At 72.6% G+C, this 17,114-nt stretch carries 12 protein-coding genes; 7 read left to right on the top strand and 5 right to left on the bottom strand.

Annotation, left to right across the window (positions count from 1 at the left end):
* Positions 1–25: 25 nt before the first annotated feature.
* Complete coding sequence (locus tag IH00_RS0116805) at positions 26–964, top strand: FAD-dependent oxidoreductase (protein ID WP_031074350.1); 939 nt, start codon at positions 26–28, stop codon at positions 962–964.
* 551 nt (positions 965–1,515) lie between these two features.
* Here the strand turns inward: IH00_RS0116805 and IH00_RS37370 are convergent.
* The 4 genes from IH00_RS37370 to IH00_RS0116785 all read right to left on the bottom strand — a co-directional run bounded on the left by IH00_RS37370 (position 1,516) and on the right by IH00_RS0116785 (position 7,057).
* Positions 1,516–1,812 (bottom strand): hypothetical protein, encoded by a 297-nt coding sequence (locus IH00_RS37370; protein ID WP_039947018.1) that lies wholly within the window; start codon positions 1,810–1,812, stop codon positions 1,516–1,518.
* A 99-nt stretch (positions 1,813–1,911) separates the two neighbouring features.
* A complete protein-coding gene (locus tag IH00_RS0116795; RefSeq protein ID WP_078887791.1) occupies positions 1,912–3,684 on the bottom strand; it encodes a BCCT family transporter in 1,773 nt (590 codons plus the stop codon).
* Positions 3,685–3,761: 77 nt separating this feature from the next.
* On the bottom strand, positions 3,762–5,051 hold the full coding sequence (locus IH00_RS0116790) for a M14 family metallopeptidase (RefSeq protein WP_031074346.1): 1,290 nt from the start codon (positions 5,049–5,051) through the stop codon (positions 3,762–3,764).
* Complete coding sequence (locus IH00_RS0116785) at positions 5,048–7,057, bottom strand: Xaa-Pro dipeptidyl-peptidase (RefSeq protein WP_031074344.1); 2,010 nt, start codon at positions 7,055–7,057, stop codon at positions 5,048–5,050. The genes IH00_RS0116790 and IH00_RS0116785 overlap by 4 nt, the downstream gene beginning before the upstream one ends.
* 203 nt (positions 7,058–7,260) lie before the next feature.
* Here IH00_RS0116785 and IH00_RS0116780 point away from each other — a divergent pair, with 203 nt between their 5' ends.
* On the top strand, positions 7,261–8,787 hold the full coding sequence (locus IH00_RS0116780) for a M1 family metallopeptidase (protein WP_031074342.1): 1,527 nt from the start codon (positions 7,261–7,263) through the stop codon (positions 8,785–8,787).
* Between the two features lie 183 nt (positions 8,788–8,970).
* Positions 8,971–10,026, top strand: coding sequence for a LacI family DNA-binding transcriptional regulator (locus IH00_RS0116775; protein ID WP_031074341.1), 1,056 nt, complete (start codon positions 8,971–8,973; stop codon positions 10,024–10,026).
* A gap of 3 nt (positions 10,027–10,029) precedes the next feature.
* Here the strand turns inward: IH00_RS0116775 and IH00_RS0116770 are convergent, their stop codons facing one another.
* Positions 10,030–12,801 carry a glycosyl hydrolase gene (locus tag IH00_RS0116770; RefSeq protein ID WP_031074339.1) on the bottom strand — a complete coding sequence of 924 codons (2,772 nt, stop codon included), beginning with the start codon at positions 12,799–12,801 and terminating at the stop codon, positions 10,030–10,032.
* Positions 12,802–13,050: 249 nt separating this feature from the next.
* On the opposite strand from IH00_RS0116770, the gene IH00_RS0116765 reads away from it, so the two are divergent.
* From IH00_RS0116765 to IH00_RS39510, 4 genes are all read left to right on the top strand, one after another.
* Positions 13,051–14,370 (top strand): ABC transporter substrate-binding protein, encoded by a 1,320-nt coding sequence (locus tag IH00_RS0116765; protein WP_031074333.1) that lies wholly within the window; start codon positions 13,051–13,053, stop codon positions 14,368–14,370.
* 528 nt (positions 14,371–14,898) lie between these two features.
* Entirely contained in the window at positions 14,899–15,840 is a 942-nt protein-coding gene (locus IH00_RS0116760) for a carbohydrate ABC transporter permease (protein WP_031074332.1), read from the top strand.
* Positions 15,837–16,673, top strand: coding sequence for a carbohydrate ABC transporter permease (locus IH00_RS0116755; protein ID WP_031074331.1), 837 nt, complete (start codon positions 15,837–15,839; stop codon positions 16,671–16,673). Before IH00_RS0116760 ends, IH00_RS0116755 begins: the two co-directional genes overlap by 4 nt.
* 53 nt (positions 16,674–16,726) lie before the next feature.
* Positions 16,727–17,114 (top strand): glycoside hydrolase family 1 protein (locus IH00_RS39510; protein WP_031074330.1); only part of this gene is annotated, 388 nt, incomplete at its 3' end.

The following is a 17,114-nucleotide window of genomic DNA, read 5'->3' as shown; positions in this document are numbered from 1 at the left end:
CGGAGCGGTCGGCTACCGTCCCGTCATGAGCGGTGACGTGATCGTGGTGGGCGGCGGCGTGATCGGCCTGACGACCGCCGTCGTCCTGGCGGAGCGGGGCCGACGGGTGCGCGTGTGGACGCGCGACGCACCGGACGCCACGACCTCGGCGGTGGCGGGTGCCCTGTGGTGGCCCTACCGCATCGAACCGGAGGAACGGGTGGGTGCCTGGGCCTCGGCGACGCTTCGGACGTACGAGGAACTCGCCGCGGATCCGGCGGCGACGGGCGTACGGATGGTGGCGGGCATCCATGCGGACACCGCCCTCGCGGGGCTGGGCCGGTGGGCGGGCGAGGTCGCGGAACTGCGGCAGCTGGCCTCCGGCGCGCTGGCGGCCCGGCTGCCCCTGATCGACATGCCGGTGCACCTGGCGTGGCTGCGTTCCCGGCTGGAGGCGGCGGGCGGGACCGTCGAGACGCGCGGGGTGACGTCCTTCGCCCCGGCGGCGGCGCGAGCGCCCGTGGTGGTCAACTGCACAGGACTCGGCGCGCGCGAGCTCGTGCCCGACCCGTCGCTGCGGCCGGTGCGGGGCCAGTTGGTGCTGGTGGAGAACCCGGGGATCGAGGAGTGGTTCACCGCGGCGGACGCCGCGGACAGCACGACGACGTACTTCTTCCCGCAGCCGGGGCGGCTCGTGCTGGGCGGCACGGCGGAGGACGGCGACGAGCGCACGGAACCCGATGCCCGCACGGCCGCGGCGATCGTGGCCCGGTGCGCGCGCGTCCACCCGGACATCGCGCACGCCCGCGTCCTCGGGCACCGGGTGGGCCTGCGCCCGGTACGGGCGGGCGGGGTACGGCTCGACGCGGAGCCCTTGGCCGGCGGCGGGGTGCTGGTGCACAACTACGGCCACGGCGGGGCGGGCGTGACGGTGGCGTGGGGCTGCGCACGGGAGGCGGCGTCGCTGGCGCTCCGCCACGACTGACACCCCGGCGTGGACCCACCGACCGGCGAGCCCCCCGCGCTGCGGCTGTGCTGCCCCGGCACCCGCGCCCGCAGCTCCCGCAGACCGGAAAGGCCGGGCCCCGCCTCCGGTGCCCCCGCCCGCGGTGCCGGTTCCGGCACCGGCGCCCGCGCCGCAGTACCCGGCCGACCGGAGACACCCCGGGCCGCGGGCTCTCCCTCTCAGCACGACCCGCACCCCGCGCACCCGCCGTGCCGGCACCCGCGCCCGCAGCTCCCGCAGACCGGAAAGGCCACGCACCGCCGGGCCCCGCCTCCGGTGCCCCCGCCGGGCGCCGCCGCGCCGCACCGGCCGCAACGGCCCGCCGCCGGCGAGGGCCCGCGCCGCCCGAGGCCCGTACGCCGTACGCCCGTACATGCCGAAAGGGCCGCCGGTGGCGGCCCTTTCGCGGTTCCCGGGCGGCGCGTCCGGGAACGGGCCGGCCGGGCCGGAGAGCATGCACTCCGTCAGGCGCTGCCGGTGGCACGCGCGTTGCGCGCGTCACCGGACGAGCCGCCCGGGGAGCGGAGGGGTCAGCCCGGGAAGGGCTTGCTCATGTCCTCGTCGGCCTTGATGCAGGCCCTCATCCTCTTCTCGATGGCGTTGGCCTCGGCGCGGACCTTGGCAGCCTCACGCGGGGCGCCGTCGCGCTCCAGGCGCTTCGCCCGATCCCGCTTCTCCTTGATCTCCGCCTGCATCTGCCGGACGTTGCAGGTGCTGTGGCCGGCCGTGATCTCCAGCGACGGCTGCTGCGCGGCGGGGGCGCCGCCGAGCAGAAGGCCGCCGGCGATCAGCGCGCCGATGGCGAGAGCGGGGATACGTACACGCATATGGAACTCCAACTTCCGGGCATGACAAGCCCGTTGTGGGGGGTGATCATTACCGATTGGTAACCATAGCGTACGTGTTGCGGGCGCCCGGACGGCCCGTCAGCGTCCCGGTGACGGTCCGTCAGCACCCGGCTCCGGACCGGCGTCGGGCTCCTCCGGTCCGGTCCTGCCGGTGTGCTCCGGACCCGGGCCGATGCGGATCTCGAAGTCGCCCTCGTACTTCTCGTGCCCCGCGATCACGGCCTCCTCCACGGCCTCCTCGGCGAGCTGGCCGCGCACGATCAGCGGGTCGTCGCGGAGGTCGCGCATCAACGACCAGCACATGCCGAGCATCACGAGTACGAACGGGGCCGCGACGAGGATCGTCAGGTGCTGGAGGCCGGCGAGCGCGTCGCCCTTGCCCTCGCCGACGAGCAGCATCACCGCCGCCACACCCCCGGTCACCACCCCCCAGAAGACGACCACGAACCGGGCCGGTTCGAAGGTGCCCTGCTGGGAGAGCGTGCCCATGACGATGGAGGCGGCGTCCGCGCCGGAGATGAAGAAGATCGCCACCAGGATCATGACCACCAGGCTCATCACGCCGGCGATCGGGAACTCCTGCAGGACGCCGAAGAGCTGCCCCTCGGGCGTCGTCTCGTCGCCGAGCCGGTTGCGCTCCTGCAGCCTCATCGCCGTACCGCCGAAGATGGCGAACCAGACCAGGCTGACGGTACTCGGGACGAGGATGACGCCGCCGATGAACTGGCGGATCGTGCGGCCCCGGCTGATGCGGGCGATGAACATGCCGACGAACGGCGTCCACGAGATCCACCACGCCCAGTAGAAGACGGTCCAGTCGCTCAGCCAGTCGGCGACGCCCCCTCCCCCGGTCGCCGCCTCCGTGCGCCCGGCGAGCTGCGCCAGGTCGCCGATGTAGGCGGCGAGCGAGGTGGGGACGAGGTCGAGGACGAGGATCGTCGGCCCGGCGACGAAGACGAACAGGGCGAGGACGACGGCGAGCACCATGTTGGTGTTGGACAGCCACTGGATGCCCCGTTCCACCCCGGACACGGCGGAGAGCACGAAGCCCACCGTCAGCACGGCGATGATGGTGACGAGCAGCCCGACCCCGGCCCGCTCCAGCCACCCCAGCTCCTGGAAGCCGCTGCCGATCTGCAGGGCGCCGAGGCCGAGCGAGGTCGCCGACCCGAAGAGCGTGGCGAAGATCGCCAGGATGTCGATCACACGGCCGGCCGCCCCCGACGCGTGCTTCCTGCCGATCAGCGGCTCGAACACGGCACTGATGGTCTGCCGCCGGCGGCGCCGGAACGTGCTGTACGCGATGGCGAGGCCGACCACGGCGTAGATGGCCCAGGGGTGGAGGGTCCAGTGGAACAGCGTGGTGGCCAGGGCCGTCTGCATGCGGTCCGCCGAGTCGGCCGGGTCCGTGCCGGGCGGCGGCGTGGTGTAGTGCGCGAGCGGCTCGCTGACGCCGTAGAACATCAGGCCGATGCCCATGCCCGCGCTGAACATCATCGCGACCCACGAGACGGTGCGGAACTCCGGCTGCTCGTGCTCCTGGCCGAGCTTGATCCGGCCGTAGCGGCTGATGGCGAGCCAGAGCGCGAAGACGACGAAGCCCGAGGCGGCCAGGACGAACGCCCAGCCGCCGTTGTGCATCAGGCCGCTCAGCATGGTGTCGGAGACGGTCTCCAGCGACTTGGTGGCGGTGGACCCCCAGACGACGAAGGCGAGGGTGAGGGCCGCCGTCACGCCGAACACCACCCGGTCCGTCACCGGCGGCTCGCCCTCGTGCGGGTGACGGCCCGGGAGGGCCGCCTTCACCGGCAGCCGCAGCCGTTGGCCCGGTTTCCGTTCGTCGTGCGACACAGGCGGTACCTTTCACGCATTCCACGGGAATTCGCTTCTCGGTACCCCCTACCACACCGGACCGGTACGCATGGGGATCAACAGGCGATGACGGGCTGCCCCTCTGCGAGGTGGTACGCGGCGCGTGCGTCGAGGAGCAGCGCCACCAGGGCGCGCCGGGACTGCCCCAGCGGTACGAACGCGGAGCCGTCGCCCCGCGGTCGGGCGCGCACGCCGTGCAGGGCGAGCTCGTCGCGGACGTCGGTGTACTGGGCCGGGGTCAGGCGGTAGCCGCAGGGCGGGTCCCGCAGGATGTCAGCCGGTTCGGCGGGGTCGTTGTCGGCACCGCCGAGGTACACCGGACCCCGGTCGCCCGGGCCGGCCAGGCGGGCGGCCGTGGTGGCGGCCTCGACGGCGCCGCGGCGCTCCGTGACGTACGCGAAGGCGCTGTCGAGGGCGGTGAGGTGCGTGGTGACCCGGCGTCGGTTGTTGACGGCCGTGTCCCGCTTCTCCTCCTCCGTGAGGGGGGTGATGCGGGTCTCGACGAGCAGGCCGACGGAGTGCTTGAGGCCGGCCGTGTTGCGCAGGATGCGCTCCTGGCCGTCGCCGGCGACCTGCTTGAGCGGTTCGCCGGTGACCGGGTCGGTCCAGATGCCGTAGACGCCGCTGCTGTGTCCGGCGCGCTCGGCGGCGGGGCGGACGTACGCCTCCGAGAGGGTGCGGGCCTCGTCGTGCACGCGCGCGTGGGTGTTGAGGTTGCGCGGCCACAGGGAGAGCAGCGCCTTGTCGTAGTACGGCGGGGTGGCGTCGTACTCGTGCAGGTCGTGGACGACGTCGGGGCGGTGGTCGCGCTGCACGGCGGCCAGGGCGCGGCCCTCGGCCGTCTCCAGGGCGAGGTGGTCGCGGTTGATGTCGATGCCGTCGGCGTTGGTGCGGGTGTTCGCGGCCCGCCCGTCGGGGTTGGCGGTCGGTACGACGAGGACGGTCGTGCGGGACAGGAAGCGAATCGTTTCCGCATCCTCGGCGAGGGCGAGGTCGCGCACGGTGGTCAGGCAGGCTTCGCGGCCCGCCGGTTCGTCGCCGTGCTGGCTGCAGACGAGGAGGAGCCTGGTGGCGGTGCGGCCGGTGCCGACGGTGACGAGCCGGAGGGGCCGGCCCTGCCCGGTGGTGCCGATCCGGGTCACGGACACGCGGTCGCTGGCCCGGTCGACGGCGGCGAGGAAGCGCTGCTCCTCGGCCTCCCCGGTCCAGCGGGCGCCGCCGCTCCGCTCGAAGCCGGTGCGGGGCGGCGCGGTGGCCGACGCCCGGGACTCCGGGGCGGCGACGAACGGCAGGGCGAGGACCGCGGCGGTCACGGACAGTACTGCGGCGCGGAGGCGGGCTCTCATCGGGTGCCGCCTCCTCCCGGGCCGGGGACGCGGGTCGTCGCGGGCGGCTCGGCGACTCCGTCGAGCGGGGCCGTGCGCGGCGCCCGGTCGGGCGTCGGGTGCAGGGCGCCGGACGTGGCGCGGAGGTAGGCCCACGGGCCGCCGACGACCGGGAGTTTCGCCTTGGTGCGGGTCAGGTCGAGGGTGAGCGTGGGCGCGGCCGGGGCGGCGGGAGGGTCGATGAGTCCGGCGTCGGTGCCGCCGATGATCAGCGCGAGACGGTGTCCGGCCGGGACGACGTGGTCCGCGGCGGCGAGGCCGAGGGTGATGGTGTGGGCCTTGCCGGGGGTGAGCGGGCGGCCCTTCTTCTCGTCGGCCCAGGTGCCGAGGTCGGCCCAGCCGCGGCTGAAGACGGTGAAGCCGACGTCGGCCGTCTTCGCCCTGGTCTCCTTGAAGCAGGCGCTGTCGCCGGTGGTGCTCGCCCCCCAGCAGGTGCGCTCGGCCAGCGTGGTGATGCCTTCGCCGCGGGCGGTGTAGTCGCGGATGGTGTCGGGGCCGATGTCGACGAGGACCGCCGAGAGGTGGGCGCTCGTGGTGTCGGGAGTGGCGGTGACCGTGACCGTGGAGGAGCCGGACAACCGCAGGTCCCGGGCGAGGGGCCGGGACAGGAAGCCCGCCTTGGACGGGGTGGAGGCGTCGATGTGGGCCGCCCAGTCGAGCTCGCCGAGGGCGGGGTCGTCGGTGAAGGTCTCCGTCGTGCCGGGCCGGGCGGGGGCGAGGCCGAGTGTGCCGACGCCGGGGGCCGTTCCCGTGCCGGGGCGCAGGGTGGTGGCGGTGGTGGCGCGCGGCGGCCAGACGCGGTCGGTGGTCCACTGGTCGGGGGCGCGCTCGATGTCGGCCATCGGCTCGCGGTCGATCCCGTTGTCGTACCCGAGCAGGTAGTGGTCGAACCAGCGGTGCAGTGTGCGCACCCACTCGGCGCGGCGGAAGTCGAAGGGATCGACGTGCCCGGTCCCGGAGAGCCAGATCTTGCGCTCGACGCCCTGCTCGGCAAGGGCGTCCCACCACTGGCCGAAGTGCTTGGCGCGGACGTTGAGGTCCTGCTGGCCGTGGACGACGAAGACGCTGGCCTTCACCTTGCGGGCGTCCGGGACGTGGTCGCGCTCGCTCCACAGCGGGGTCCAGTCACCGGTGCGGGGGGCGCCGTCGACCAGCTGCCGCTGGACGTGGCCGCAGCGGGCGCGGGCGTCGGGGCTGTTGACGTAGTGGGACAGCCACTCGGGGCCCGAGTCGTACAGCGGGGCGCCCTGGGCGAAGTAGTAGTCGTACCAGGAGGAGATGGCACCGATCGGGACGATGGTCTTCAGCCCCTCGACGCCCGTGGCGGCCACGCCGTTGGCTATGGTGCCGTCCCAGCTCTTGCCGATCATGCCGGTGTCGCCGGTGGACCAGCCGGTGGCGCGGGCCCGCTCGGAGCCGGTGCGGGTGGTGTAGGCGCGGCCGCGGCCGTTCAGCCAGTCGACGACGGCCTTGGCGGACTGGATGTCGGAGCGTCCGCCGACGTCGTCGCAGCCGTCGGAGCGGTTGGTACCGGCCAGGTCGACGGCGACGAAGGCGTAACCGCGGGGGACGAAGTAGTTGTCGTAGAACAGCGGGAACTGGACGGGGTCGCCCTGGGCGTCGTACGTCTTGCGCTGGCTCTCGTTGCCGCGCCCGCAGCAGGCGTAGTACGGGCTGGCGTCCATGATCACGGGAACCTTCCGGCCCCGCCGGTCCGCCTCGCGCGGCCTGATGATGTCGGCGGCGACGCGGTCGGGCCTCCCGTCGCGGTCGCCGTCGAGCCCGGTGTCGACCCACACGGACTCGCGGATGGCGTTGTCGTACGAGTGGACGGGCGCCGACTCCCGGGGCGGCGCCCCGTGCGTCGCGCTCGCGGCCGGGGCGGGGACGACGGACAGCAGTGCGGCCGCTGCCGCCACGGCCAGGGATCTCCTCGCCGGGCGGCTGCCGCGTATGTGTAGAGGCATGGGCGGGAACGTACACGCGTCGTCTGCCGCGGGACAGAGGGCCGGAACACCACCAAAGGGATGGATGGGGCGGGGTGGGTGATGACCGTTCATGTCGGCCGAATGGCGATCGTGTGACGGATGGGGCCATGGACATGGCGAGGTGTGCGACGGCTGAATAGCCTTCAGGAGATCTTCCGACCATACGACTTGGAGTGTCTGACGTGCACCGCAGACTGATCGTCCCAAGCGCACTCGCGGCCTCGCTGCTGCTGGCGATCCCGGCATCGGCCGCCGACTACACCCCGGGCGCCGCGGGCATCGGCGACCCCTACTACCCGACGAGCGGCAACGGCGGGTACGACGTGTCGCACTACGACCTGCGCCTGAAGTACCAGCCGGCGACCGACCTGCTGGAGGGCACGGCGACGATCCTCGCCACCACCCGGCAGAACCTCTCCCGCTTCAACCTGGACCTCGGGCTGAAGGTCAGCGAGGTGCGGGTGAACGGCACCCGGGCCAGGTTCAGCGCGTCCGGCGACCACGAGCTGGTCGTCACGCCGGCCGCACCGCTGGAGAAGGGCCGGGCGATCTCGATCGTCGTCCGGTACGCGGGCAAACCGTCCGAGGTGAAGGTCGGCGGCTGGACGGCCTGGCACCGCACGCCCGACGGCGCGGTCGCAGCGGACGAGCCGGACTCGGCCGTGTGGTGGTTCCCGTCCAACGACCACCCGCTGGACAAGGCGACGTTCGACGTCTCGGTCTCGGTGCCGGACGGGACGCAGGCCATCAGCAACGGCGTCCTGCAGTCGCAGTCCTCGCGCCTCGGCTGGACGCGCTTCAACTGGCGCTCCGACAAGCCGCAGGCGACCTACCTCGCCACGCTCGCCGTCGGCAAGTTCGACATCACCACCGACAAGACGGACAAGGGCCTGCCCGTCCTGAACGCGTACAGCAAGGACCTCGGGGCCAACGCGGGCGCGGCGCGCGCCAGTATCGAGCGCACCAAGGAGGTCGCCGAGTGGCTGGAGGAGGTCTACGGGCCGTACCCCTTCAACGCGCTCGGCGGGTACGTCCCCAACGTGACCACGGGATACGCCCTGGAGACGCAGACCCGGCCGTTCTACAGCCCGCGGCAGTTCGCCAACGGCGCGAACGTCTCGGTGGTCGTGCACGAGCTGGCGCACCAGTGGTACGGCGACAGCGTGTCGGTGGACGGCTGGAAGGACATCTGGATCAACGAGGGCTTCGCCCGCTACAGCCAGTGGCTGTGGTCGGAGAAGGAGGGCGAGGGCACGGCGCAGGAGCTGGCGGACTGGGTGTACGCCACGCGTGCCGCCGACGACCCGTTCTGGACGGTCAAGCCGGGCGACCCGGGCCCGGAGAAGCAGTTCGACATCGCCGTCTACGACCGGGGCGCGCTCGCGGTGCAGGCCCTGCGCAACGAGATCGGTGACGAGGACTTCTTCGCCGTCCTCAAGGGCTGGCCGGCCGAGCGGGCGTACGGCAACGCCAAGGTGAGCGACTTCGTGGCGTACGCCGAGCGGATCTCGGGCAAGCCCCTCGCCGGGCTCTTCGACACCTGGCTGTACCAGCCGTCGAAGCCGGCGGCGCCGACGGCGGCCGAGGCCGGGATCACGGCGCGGTCGCGGACGGCCACGCCGCCCGCCCCGCCGAAGTCGTGGAAGAAGATCGCCGAGACCAACTCGGTCCACGACCACGGGCACGACCACGGACGCGACCGGCACTGATCACCGCGGAGCCGCCGCCCCTCAGGGGTGGGGCGGCGGCTCCCGGCCCCGGCACCACCGATCCACCTCCCGTCCCACCTCGTGAGAGCGCTCTCACGCAGTCGCCGCCACCGGCTACGCTGCTCCTGTACGTACAAGCCCGCGTACGGTCCGCCGCGCAGCCGAGGAGCGCCCTTGCCCGCCTTGCCCGAGCCCACCCCCGGGGCCCGTCCCACCCTGGAAGCCGTCGCGGCCCGCGCCGGGGTCTCCCGGGCGACGGTCTCGCGCGTCGTGAACGGCGCCGCCGGGGTCCGCACGCCCCTGGTGGAGAAGGTCCGCCGGGCGGTCGAGGAGCTCGGCTACATCCCCAACCACGCGGCCCGCACCCTGGTGACGCGCCGCAACGGCGCGGTGGCCGTGATCATCGCGGAGCCGGAGTTCCGCATCTTCTCGGACCCCTTCTTCGAACAGCAGGTGCGCGGCATCAGCCGTGAGCTGACGGCCCACGACTCCCAGCTGGTCCTGCTGTGGGTGGAGGGTCCCGGCGACTACGACCGGATCGGCCGCTACCTCGGCGGGGGCCACGTCGACGGCGCGCTCGCCTTCTCCGTGCACGACGACGACGAGCTGCCCGGGGTGATCCGCCGCGTGCAGATCCCGGCCGTGTTCGGCGGGCGGCCGGGCTGGGCCGGGGCCACCGGGGAACTCGCCGTGCCGTACGTGGACGCGGACAACCGCGGTGGGGCCCGGGAGGCCGTGCGGCACCTGCTCTCGCTGGGCCGCCGGCGCATCGGGCACATCGCCGGGCCGCGCGACCAGACGTCCGCGGTGGACCGGCTCGACGGCTACCGGGACGTCCTGCTGGACGCCGGGCCCGGGCTGATCGCCCAGGGCGATTTCACCGAGGAGAGCGGGGCGCGGGCGATGGCGGAGCTGCTGGCGCGCCGGCCCGACCTGGACGGGGTGTTCGCCGCCAACGACCTGATGGCGTCCGGAGCGCTGCGGGTGCTGCGCGAACGCGGGCTGCGGGTGCCCGAGGACGTGGCGCTGGTCGGCTTCGACGACATGACGTCCATCGCGGAGGCGACCGACCCGCCCCTGACGACGGTCCGCCAGGACGTGGAGGGCATGGGGCGGCTCATGGTCCGGCTGCTGATGCGCGTCCTGAACCGGGCGGAGAACGGGGACGAGCCCGGGGCGGGCAGCGCCCCGGGCTCGGTGATCACGCCGACGGAACTGGTCCGGCGGGCGTCGGCCTGACCGCTACTGGTACGGGATCACCAGCACGGACCGGTCGGTACCGGTCTGGAGCTTCGCGGTGCCGCTCCCGATGGCGGGCCACACCTCCAGCCGCACGGTGCCGCCCTTGAGGTCGCCCAGTGCTCCGGTCGCCGACTTCAGGCCGCGGGCCTGGCCGTACTCCTCCCAGCCGGCCACCGGGTCGGTGGCGAAGTAGTGGTACGTCTCCGTCCGCTCGAAGGTCCCGTCGCCGGTCAGGTCGTAGCTGACCCGTGCCTGCTGCCCGAGCCCGACCGTGGTCCCGGCGTCGACCTGGAGCCGGAAGGCGGTGGCGCCTCCCGTCTTCAGGGTGCCGTTGACGCCCCGGGCCTCGTACACCAGCGGCTGGTACGGGGTGCCGTCGTGGTTGGCGCCGCCCGCCGAGGCGATGGTGTCGCTGCCGGCCGTCCCGCCGGTGGCGGTCGTCAGGGTGCCGCCGGAGCGGAGCTGGAAGGTGTCCCCGGTGGACGGGCCGGGGTCCGGGTCGGTGCCGCCGCTGCCGGTGCCCGTGGCGGTCGACCGGGCGGGGACGGTGAGCTTCGCGCCGTCGGAGAAGGTCACGGTGCGGGCGGTGGAGCCGTGGTTGTGCGCCGCGTACGTCCGGACGGTGCCCTTGGTGAAGACGGCCGAGGTGGGGATGTCACCGGTCACGGCCGCGTCGGGCGCGCCGAGCGCGTCCAGCGTGGTGATCCAGTGGTAGGTGTGCGCCTTCGACTCCCCCGCCTCCGGAGTGTAGGAGGCGTGGCCGCCGTCCCACTTCGCCTTCGCGGCGGCGGGGTCGGCGAGGGCCTGGAACTCCCAGAGGATGTCGCGCCATTCGACGGCCGGGCCGCCGTTCTCGCGTTCCATCTCGGCGATGTTGCGGCGGATGGCCGCCTTCTCGCCGCCCAGGTGCAGGGAACCGCCGGTCACCGGCAGGACGTTGATGCCGTGGATCTCCTCGGGATTCGCGGTCCACCAGGTCGCGTAGGCGGCGCCGCTGCCCCAGACCATGCCGGCCGTGTCATGGCCGAAGGAGGCCGGGAAGACCTGCTGGTCGGCGTCGAACCAGTACTGGGCGATGGCCTCGGACTCGGTGGTCAGCAGGTACACCCCGAGGTCCCGCAGGGCGGTGTCCCCGGTGGCCGAGCCCCACAGCACCAGCCCGGCGCTGAGGTTCGTGGACTCCGACGACGACTCCTGGTTGTTCCCGGCGGCGAATCCCTGGTGGCCGGAGGCCCAGCTGTGGCCCGCGTACACGTCGAAGCCGCGCAGGAAGGGAAAGGCGCTGTCGGTGCGGCTGGGATTGGCGGCGTCGCGGACGAGTGTCCTCACCATGCCGCCCCACGCGGAGTCGGCGGCCCAGCCGGGGTCGTACTGGGCGACGACCGCCGCCGCGTAGACGTAGTACGAGTAGTGGAAGTGGTGGTCGTTGAGCTCGGTGTCGCTGCCGTACGAGGCGGGGTAGCCGATCAGCGTCTTCCATGCCGTGTCGTACGAGAACTCGTTCGGCCCGCCGGTGGTGAACCAGTCCTGGAGGCGGCCCTTGATCAGCCCGAGCAGCTTGTCGCGGACGGCGGTGTCGCCGGTCTGCTCCGCGAGCGGCACGAGCTGGGCGAGCCGGCCGAGGGCCTTGCCCGTCCAGTAGGTGTCGGTGGCACCGGCGAACGGGTCCGCCGCGTCGGCGACCTCGCGCAGGTGGCCGCGCAGCCGGGCCGGGTCGGTGCCGGCCGACTTCGGCAGCCCGGGCAGCACGGCGGCGGCCCGCTGGCTCGTGGTGAAGGACAGCCCCTCGCGGACCTTCATGGTGCCGCGCGGGGAGACGTACGTGTACGGCGTCAGCGGGTCGGTCGTGTGCAGCCACTGGTGGCGGTAGAGGGCCTGCAGGCTGCCGGTCTCGGTGCCTTCCTGCGGCTGTGTGGTCAGGGTGTACGTGGCCCTGACCGTGCCGCCGGCGTAGCTCCAGGCGGCCTTCGACCCGGTCACGAAGCTGAAGGCGTACTTCTTGTACAGGGCGAGCGCGTCCGTCGAGGGCAGGACGGCGAGCGAGAAGTAGTCCTTGCCGCCGAGGGGCGCCGTGAGCGTGGAGCCGGAGACGGTCCAGTCGGTGCCGGTGGGGGCGAACAGGGCGTAGTGGTGGCCGGCGACGGTGATGCCGAGGACGTTGCCCTGGTCGGCGAAGACGGCCGGGGCGGTGGCGGTGGTGATGCGGGCGCTTCCGCCGGTTCCTTTCGCGTACACGAAGGGCAGGCCGTGCCCAATGGTCGTCCGCAGCGTGCGGGTGCCGTCGGACCAGTACGGGGTGACCGTCCAGTCGGACCAGGCGTCGGCCTTGGTGTCCGGTGAGTTCAGGCCGGTCAGACCGAGGGTGAGGTCGCGCTGGTGGGCGTACTCGTACTGGCGGCCGTCGCCGACGATCGCGGGCGCCGTGGGGTAGCCGACGTCCAGGCCGGCGGCGGTGGCCCGGTAGGTGAGGGGGTGGCCGTACATGGGGGTCGACCAGGGGTTGTCCCCGTAGCGCTGGAAGGCGAGCGAGGACCACCAGTCGTTGGTGGGGACGGGCTTCCCCTGGGCGGCCGCGGTCAGCTTGGGGGTGACCGGGGTGCCGGTGTTGGTGGTGGGGCCGGAGGTTCCGGCGGGGCGGGTGTCGGAGTAACCGCCTGCACCGACCGGGACGGTGGCCGCTGCGGCCGGGGCGGCGGCGGGACCGCCCAGGCCGAGCGTCGCCAAGGCCGTGGCCAGGAGCAATGCGGCTGATCGGGTGCGCGGGGATGGCATGGACAGCACCTCGGGGTATGGGGGGCGAGCGCTTGAGAGCGCTCTCAATTGCCGAGGAACGTAAGACTCCTGAAACATGACTGTCAATACATCCGGCAACAGCGGGAGTTGGCCGGTGACCGCAGCCGTTATGCGTTCGAGTCTTGACGCCGGGGGGCCGCAGCGGGCACGCTCCGACGCAGTTTGGTGAGAGCGCTCTCAGAGCGTCTCTCGGCATCCCCGCTCCTCCGAAGCCAAGGGAGGCTTCCCATGCCCATCGCCCGAGCCGCCAGTAGGGCCACGAGATCGGCCGTCACCAGGACCGCCGTCCGGCTCGGCGCGGTCACGCTCGCCGGGGCGCTGCTCGCCGCCTGCGGATCCGGGTCCGCGGACGAGGCGTCCGACGGCACGGTCACGGTCACCGTCGACCTCTTCGGCTCCTTCGGCTACAAGGAGGCCGGGCTGTACGCCGAGTACGAGAAGCTGCACCCCGGCATCAAGATCAAGCAGACCGACACCGAGGACGAGCAGGACTACTGGAAGTCCCTCCAGACGCGGCTCGCCGGCGGCGGCGGGCTCGCCGACGTCCAGGGCATCGAGGTCGGCCGCATCGCGTCGGTCACCCAGCAGCAGGCGGACAAGTTCGAGGACCTGACCAAGTACGGCGCGGACAAGCTCAAGGACCAGTTCGCGGAGGCGAAGTGGTCCGCGGCGACCACGAAGGACGGCCGCGTCCTGGGCCTCGGCACCGACGTGGGGCCGGAGGCGATGTGCTACCGCACGGACCTCCTCAAGAAGGCGGGCCTGCCGACCGACCGCACCGAGCTGGCGAAGCGGTGGTCCACCTGGGACGGTTACGTGGAGCTCGGCAAGCAGTACAAGGCCAAGGCCCCCGCCAAGAGCGCATGGCTCGACAGCGTCGGCAGCCTCTACACGATCATGATCGGGCAGGAGGAGGAGCGGTACTACAACGCCTCCGGCGAGCTCATCTACGAGTCCAACCCGGCCGTCAAGGCCGCGTGGGACACCGCCGCCGAGGCCGCGGCCGCGGGCCTCAGCGCCAAGCTCGACCAGTGGTCGCCCCAGTGGAACCAGGCGTTCGCCGCCGGGTCGTTCGCGACGATCCCCTGCCCCGCGTGGATGCTCGGCTACATCAAGGGCCAGGCCGGTGACGCGGGCAAGGGCAAGTGGGACATCGCGAAGCTGCCGGGAGGCGCGGGCAACTGGGGCGGCTCGTACCTGAGCGTGCCGCGCGCGGCGAAGCACAAGAAGGAGGCGTACGAGCTGATCCAGTGGCTCACGGCCCCGGAGCAGCAGGCCAAGCTCTTCCGCGCCCAGGGCAACTTCCCGTCGTCGACGGGCGCGATCGCGACGATCGCGGACGCCACGGACCCGTACTTCTCGGGCGCCCCCATCGGCCGCATCTTCGGCGACGCGGCGAAGGCCGCGCCGGTGCAGGTGCTGGGGGTCCACGACAAGAACGTCGCCGACCAGATCACGAACGCGCTCAGCGAGGTGGAGCGGAAGGGCACGCCGCCGGACGAGGCGTGGTCCACCGCGAAGAAGGGCGTCGCCAACGCGACGGGCTGACCCTTACCGGTGGCTACGCCCCCGGTACCTCCCTGGCCTTCGGACCCCTGCCCGGTCCCGGCCACGGGGGTCCCCGGGGTGGGCCCTGCGCGCGGAGGCGAGGCAGGAGGCAGGCCACGGCCCCTGGGCGGGGAGCAACCCCGGAGCGCGTGAGCCGGGGGCGACCACCCGCGCGAGGGAGACGGGGCCGGGCGCGCCCACCCGCGCGGGGGAGCAACCCCGGAGCGCGTGAGGGGGACGGGGTCGGAGCGTGGGGGGTGGCCGGACGTAAGACGACCGAACTCGCGCGAAGCGCGGTGAACGAGAGTCCGGCCGCCCCCCACCGGAGGCCCCGGCACCCACCCCGGACCACGGCGCGACCCACCGAGCCGCACGGGCCCCCGAACCGAAGCACCCGCCCCGGACCACGGCGGGACCCACGTAACCACCAGGCCCCGCACCCCGGAGCGCCCCCGCACGCAGCGCCCCGCGCAGCGGAAGCCGCCGCATCGTTCGTGTTCGTATCGACTCGTTTGAAGGGCCCGTACCGTGACCCTCCCCGCTCCACCCGTCGCCGCCCCACGCGGCACGAGGCTCCGGCGCGCATGGCAGGCGGCCTCGCCGTACGCGTACATCGCTCCGTTCCTCACCCTCTTCGCCGCCTTCGGCCTCTTCCCGCTGCTCTACACCGCCTTCGTCTCGCTGTACCGCGTCGAACTCCAGACGCCCGGCGACATGCAGTGGCGCGGCCTGGGCAACTACACCGCCCTCTTCACGGACGACTTCTTCTGGATCTCGCTCCGCAACACGTTCACGATCGGCGTCATCTCCACGGTCCCGCAGCTGATCATGGCGCTGGGCCTGGCGCACCTGCTGAACTACAGGCTGCGCGGCCGGACGTTCTTCCGCACGGCGATGCTGCTGCCGTACGCGACGTCCGTCGCCGCCGCGACGCTCGTGTTCGCGCAGCTCTTCGGGCGGGACTTCGGTCTGGTCAACTACGTCCTGGGGCTGGTGGGATTCGGCCCGGTCGACTGGCAGACGGGCACCGTCGCCTCGCAGATCGCGGTGTCGACGATCGTCATCTGGCGCTGGACCGGCTACAACGCCCTGATCTACCTCGCCGGCATGCAGTCCATCCCGACCGAGCTGTACGAGGCCGCGGAGATGGACGGTGCCTCGCGCTGGCGGCAGTTCCTGCACGTCACGCTGCCGGGGCTGCGCCCGACGATCGTGTTCACCACCATCGTGTCGACGATCGGCGCCACGCAGCTCTTCGGCGAGCCGCTGCTGTTCGAGGGCAGCGTCTCCGGCGGCATCTCGCACCAGTACCAGACGCTCGGGCTGTACCTGTACGAGCAGGGCTGGGGCTTCTTCCACCTGGGCAGGGCCGCCGCCGTCGCCTGGGTGATGTTCCTGTTGATCCTGGTGCTCGTCGGGGTCAACGCCCTGATGGTGCGCCGCCGCGCCCGCAAGGAGGCCACCCGATGACCGCGCGCGCCGGGCGCACGATGCACGGCGGGAAGGTCGCGTACGCGGTCCTGATCCTGGCCGTCCTCGTCTCCGCCTTCCCGTTCTACTGGACGATCGTCGCCGCGAGCCGTTCGAACGCGGACCTGGCGCAGGTGCCGCCGGCTCTGCTCCCGGGACCGAACCTGATGCGGAACCTGGAAGCGGTGCTGGAGGAGGCGGACATCGGCACGGCGCTGCTGAACTCCTTCATCGTGTCGGGTTCCATCACCGTCGGCACGGTGCTGTGCTGCACGCTCGCCGGGTTCGCCTTCGCCAAGCTGCGCTTCCGCGGCCGGGGCGCGCTGCTGGCGGTGACCGTGGGCACGATGATGATCCCGCCGCAGCTGGGTGTGATCCCGCTGTTCATGCTGATCGCGAAGCTGGAGTGGGTCAACCAGCTCCAGTCGGTGATCCTGCCCGGGCTGGTGTCGGCGTTCGGCGTGTTCTTCATGCGCCAGTTCCTGGTGCAGTCGCTGCCGGACGAGCTCATCGAGGCGGCACGGGTGGACGGCGCGTCGAACGCCCGTATCTTCTGGTCGATCGTCGTCCCCGTCGCCCGTCCCGGAATGGCGGTGCTGGGCATGCTGACGTTCATGGCGGCCTGGAACGACTTCTTCTGGCCGATCGTCGCCCTCTCCTCGCAGAACCCGACCGTGCAGGTCGCGCTGCGCCAGCTGGGCGGCGGCTATGTGCACGACCAGTCCGTGATCATGGCGGGCACGCTGCTCGGCACCCTGCCCGTGCTGCTGGTCTTCGGGCTGCTGGGCCGGCAGATCGTCGGCGGCATCATGCAGGGCGCCGTCAAGGGCTGACCGGCCCCCGCTTTCCCTCTCCTCCTGTCCACTTCACCTCCGTTGGGAGTCTCATGACCGCGCTCACCTTCCCGGCCGGTTTCCGCTGGGGCACGGCCACCGCCGCGTACCAGATCGAGGGTGCCGCCGACGAGGACGGCAGGACGCCGTCCATCTGGGACACCTTCAGCCGTGTGCCGGGCAAGGTCCGCAACGGCGACACCGGTGACATCGCCGCCGACCACTACCACCGCATGCGGGACGACGTGGCGCTGCTGAAGGACCTGGGGGTGTCGGACTACCGGTTCTCCGTCGCCTGGCCCCGGGTCCAGCCGACGGGCCGGGGCCCGGCGGTGCAGAAGGGCCTGGACTTCTACCGCCGGCTCGTCGACGAGCTGCGGTCGGCGGACATCCGGCCGGTCGCGACGCTCTACCACTGGGACCTGCCGCAGGAGCTGGAGG

The sequence above is a fragment of the Streptomyces sp. NRRL S-118 genome (genome assembly GCF_000716335.1).
Taxonomy (GTDB): Bacteria; Actinomycetota; Actinomycetes; order Streptomycetales; family Streptomycetaceae; genus Streptomyces.
This window is presented reverse-complemented; position numbering and strand designations above follow the sequence as displayed.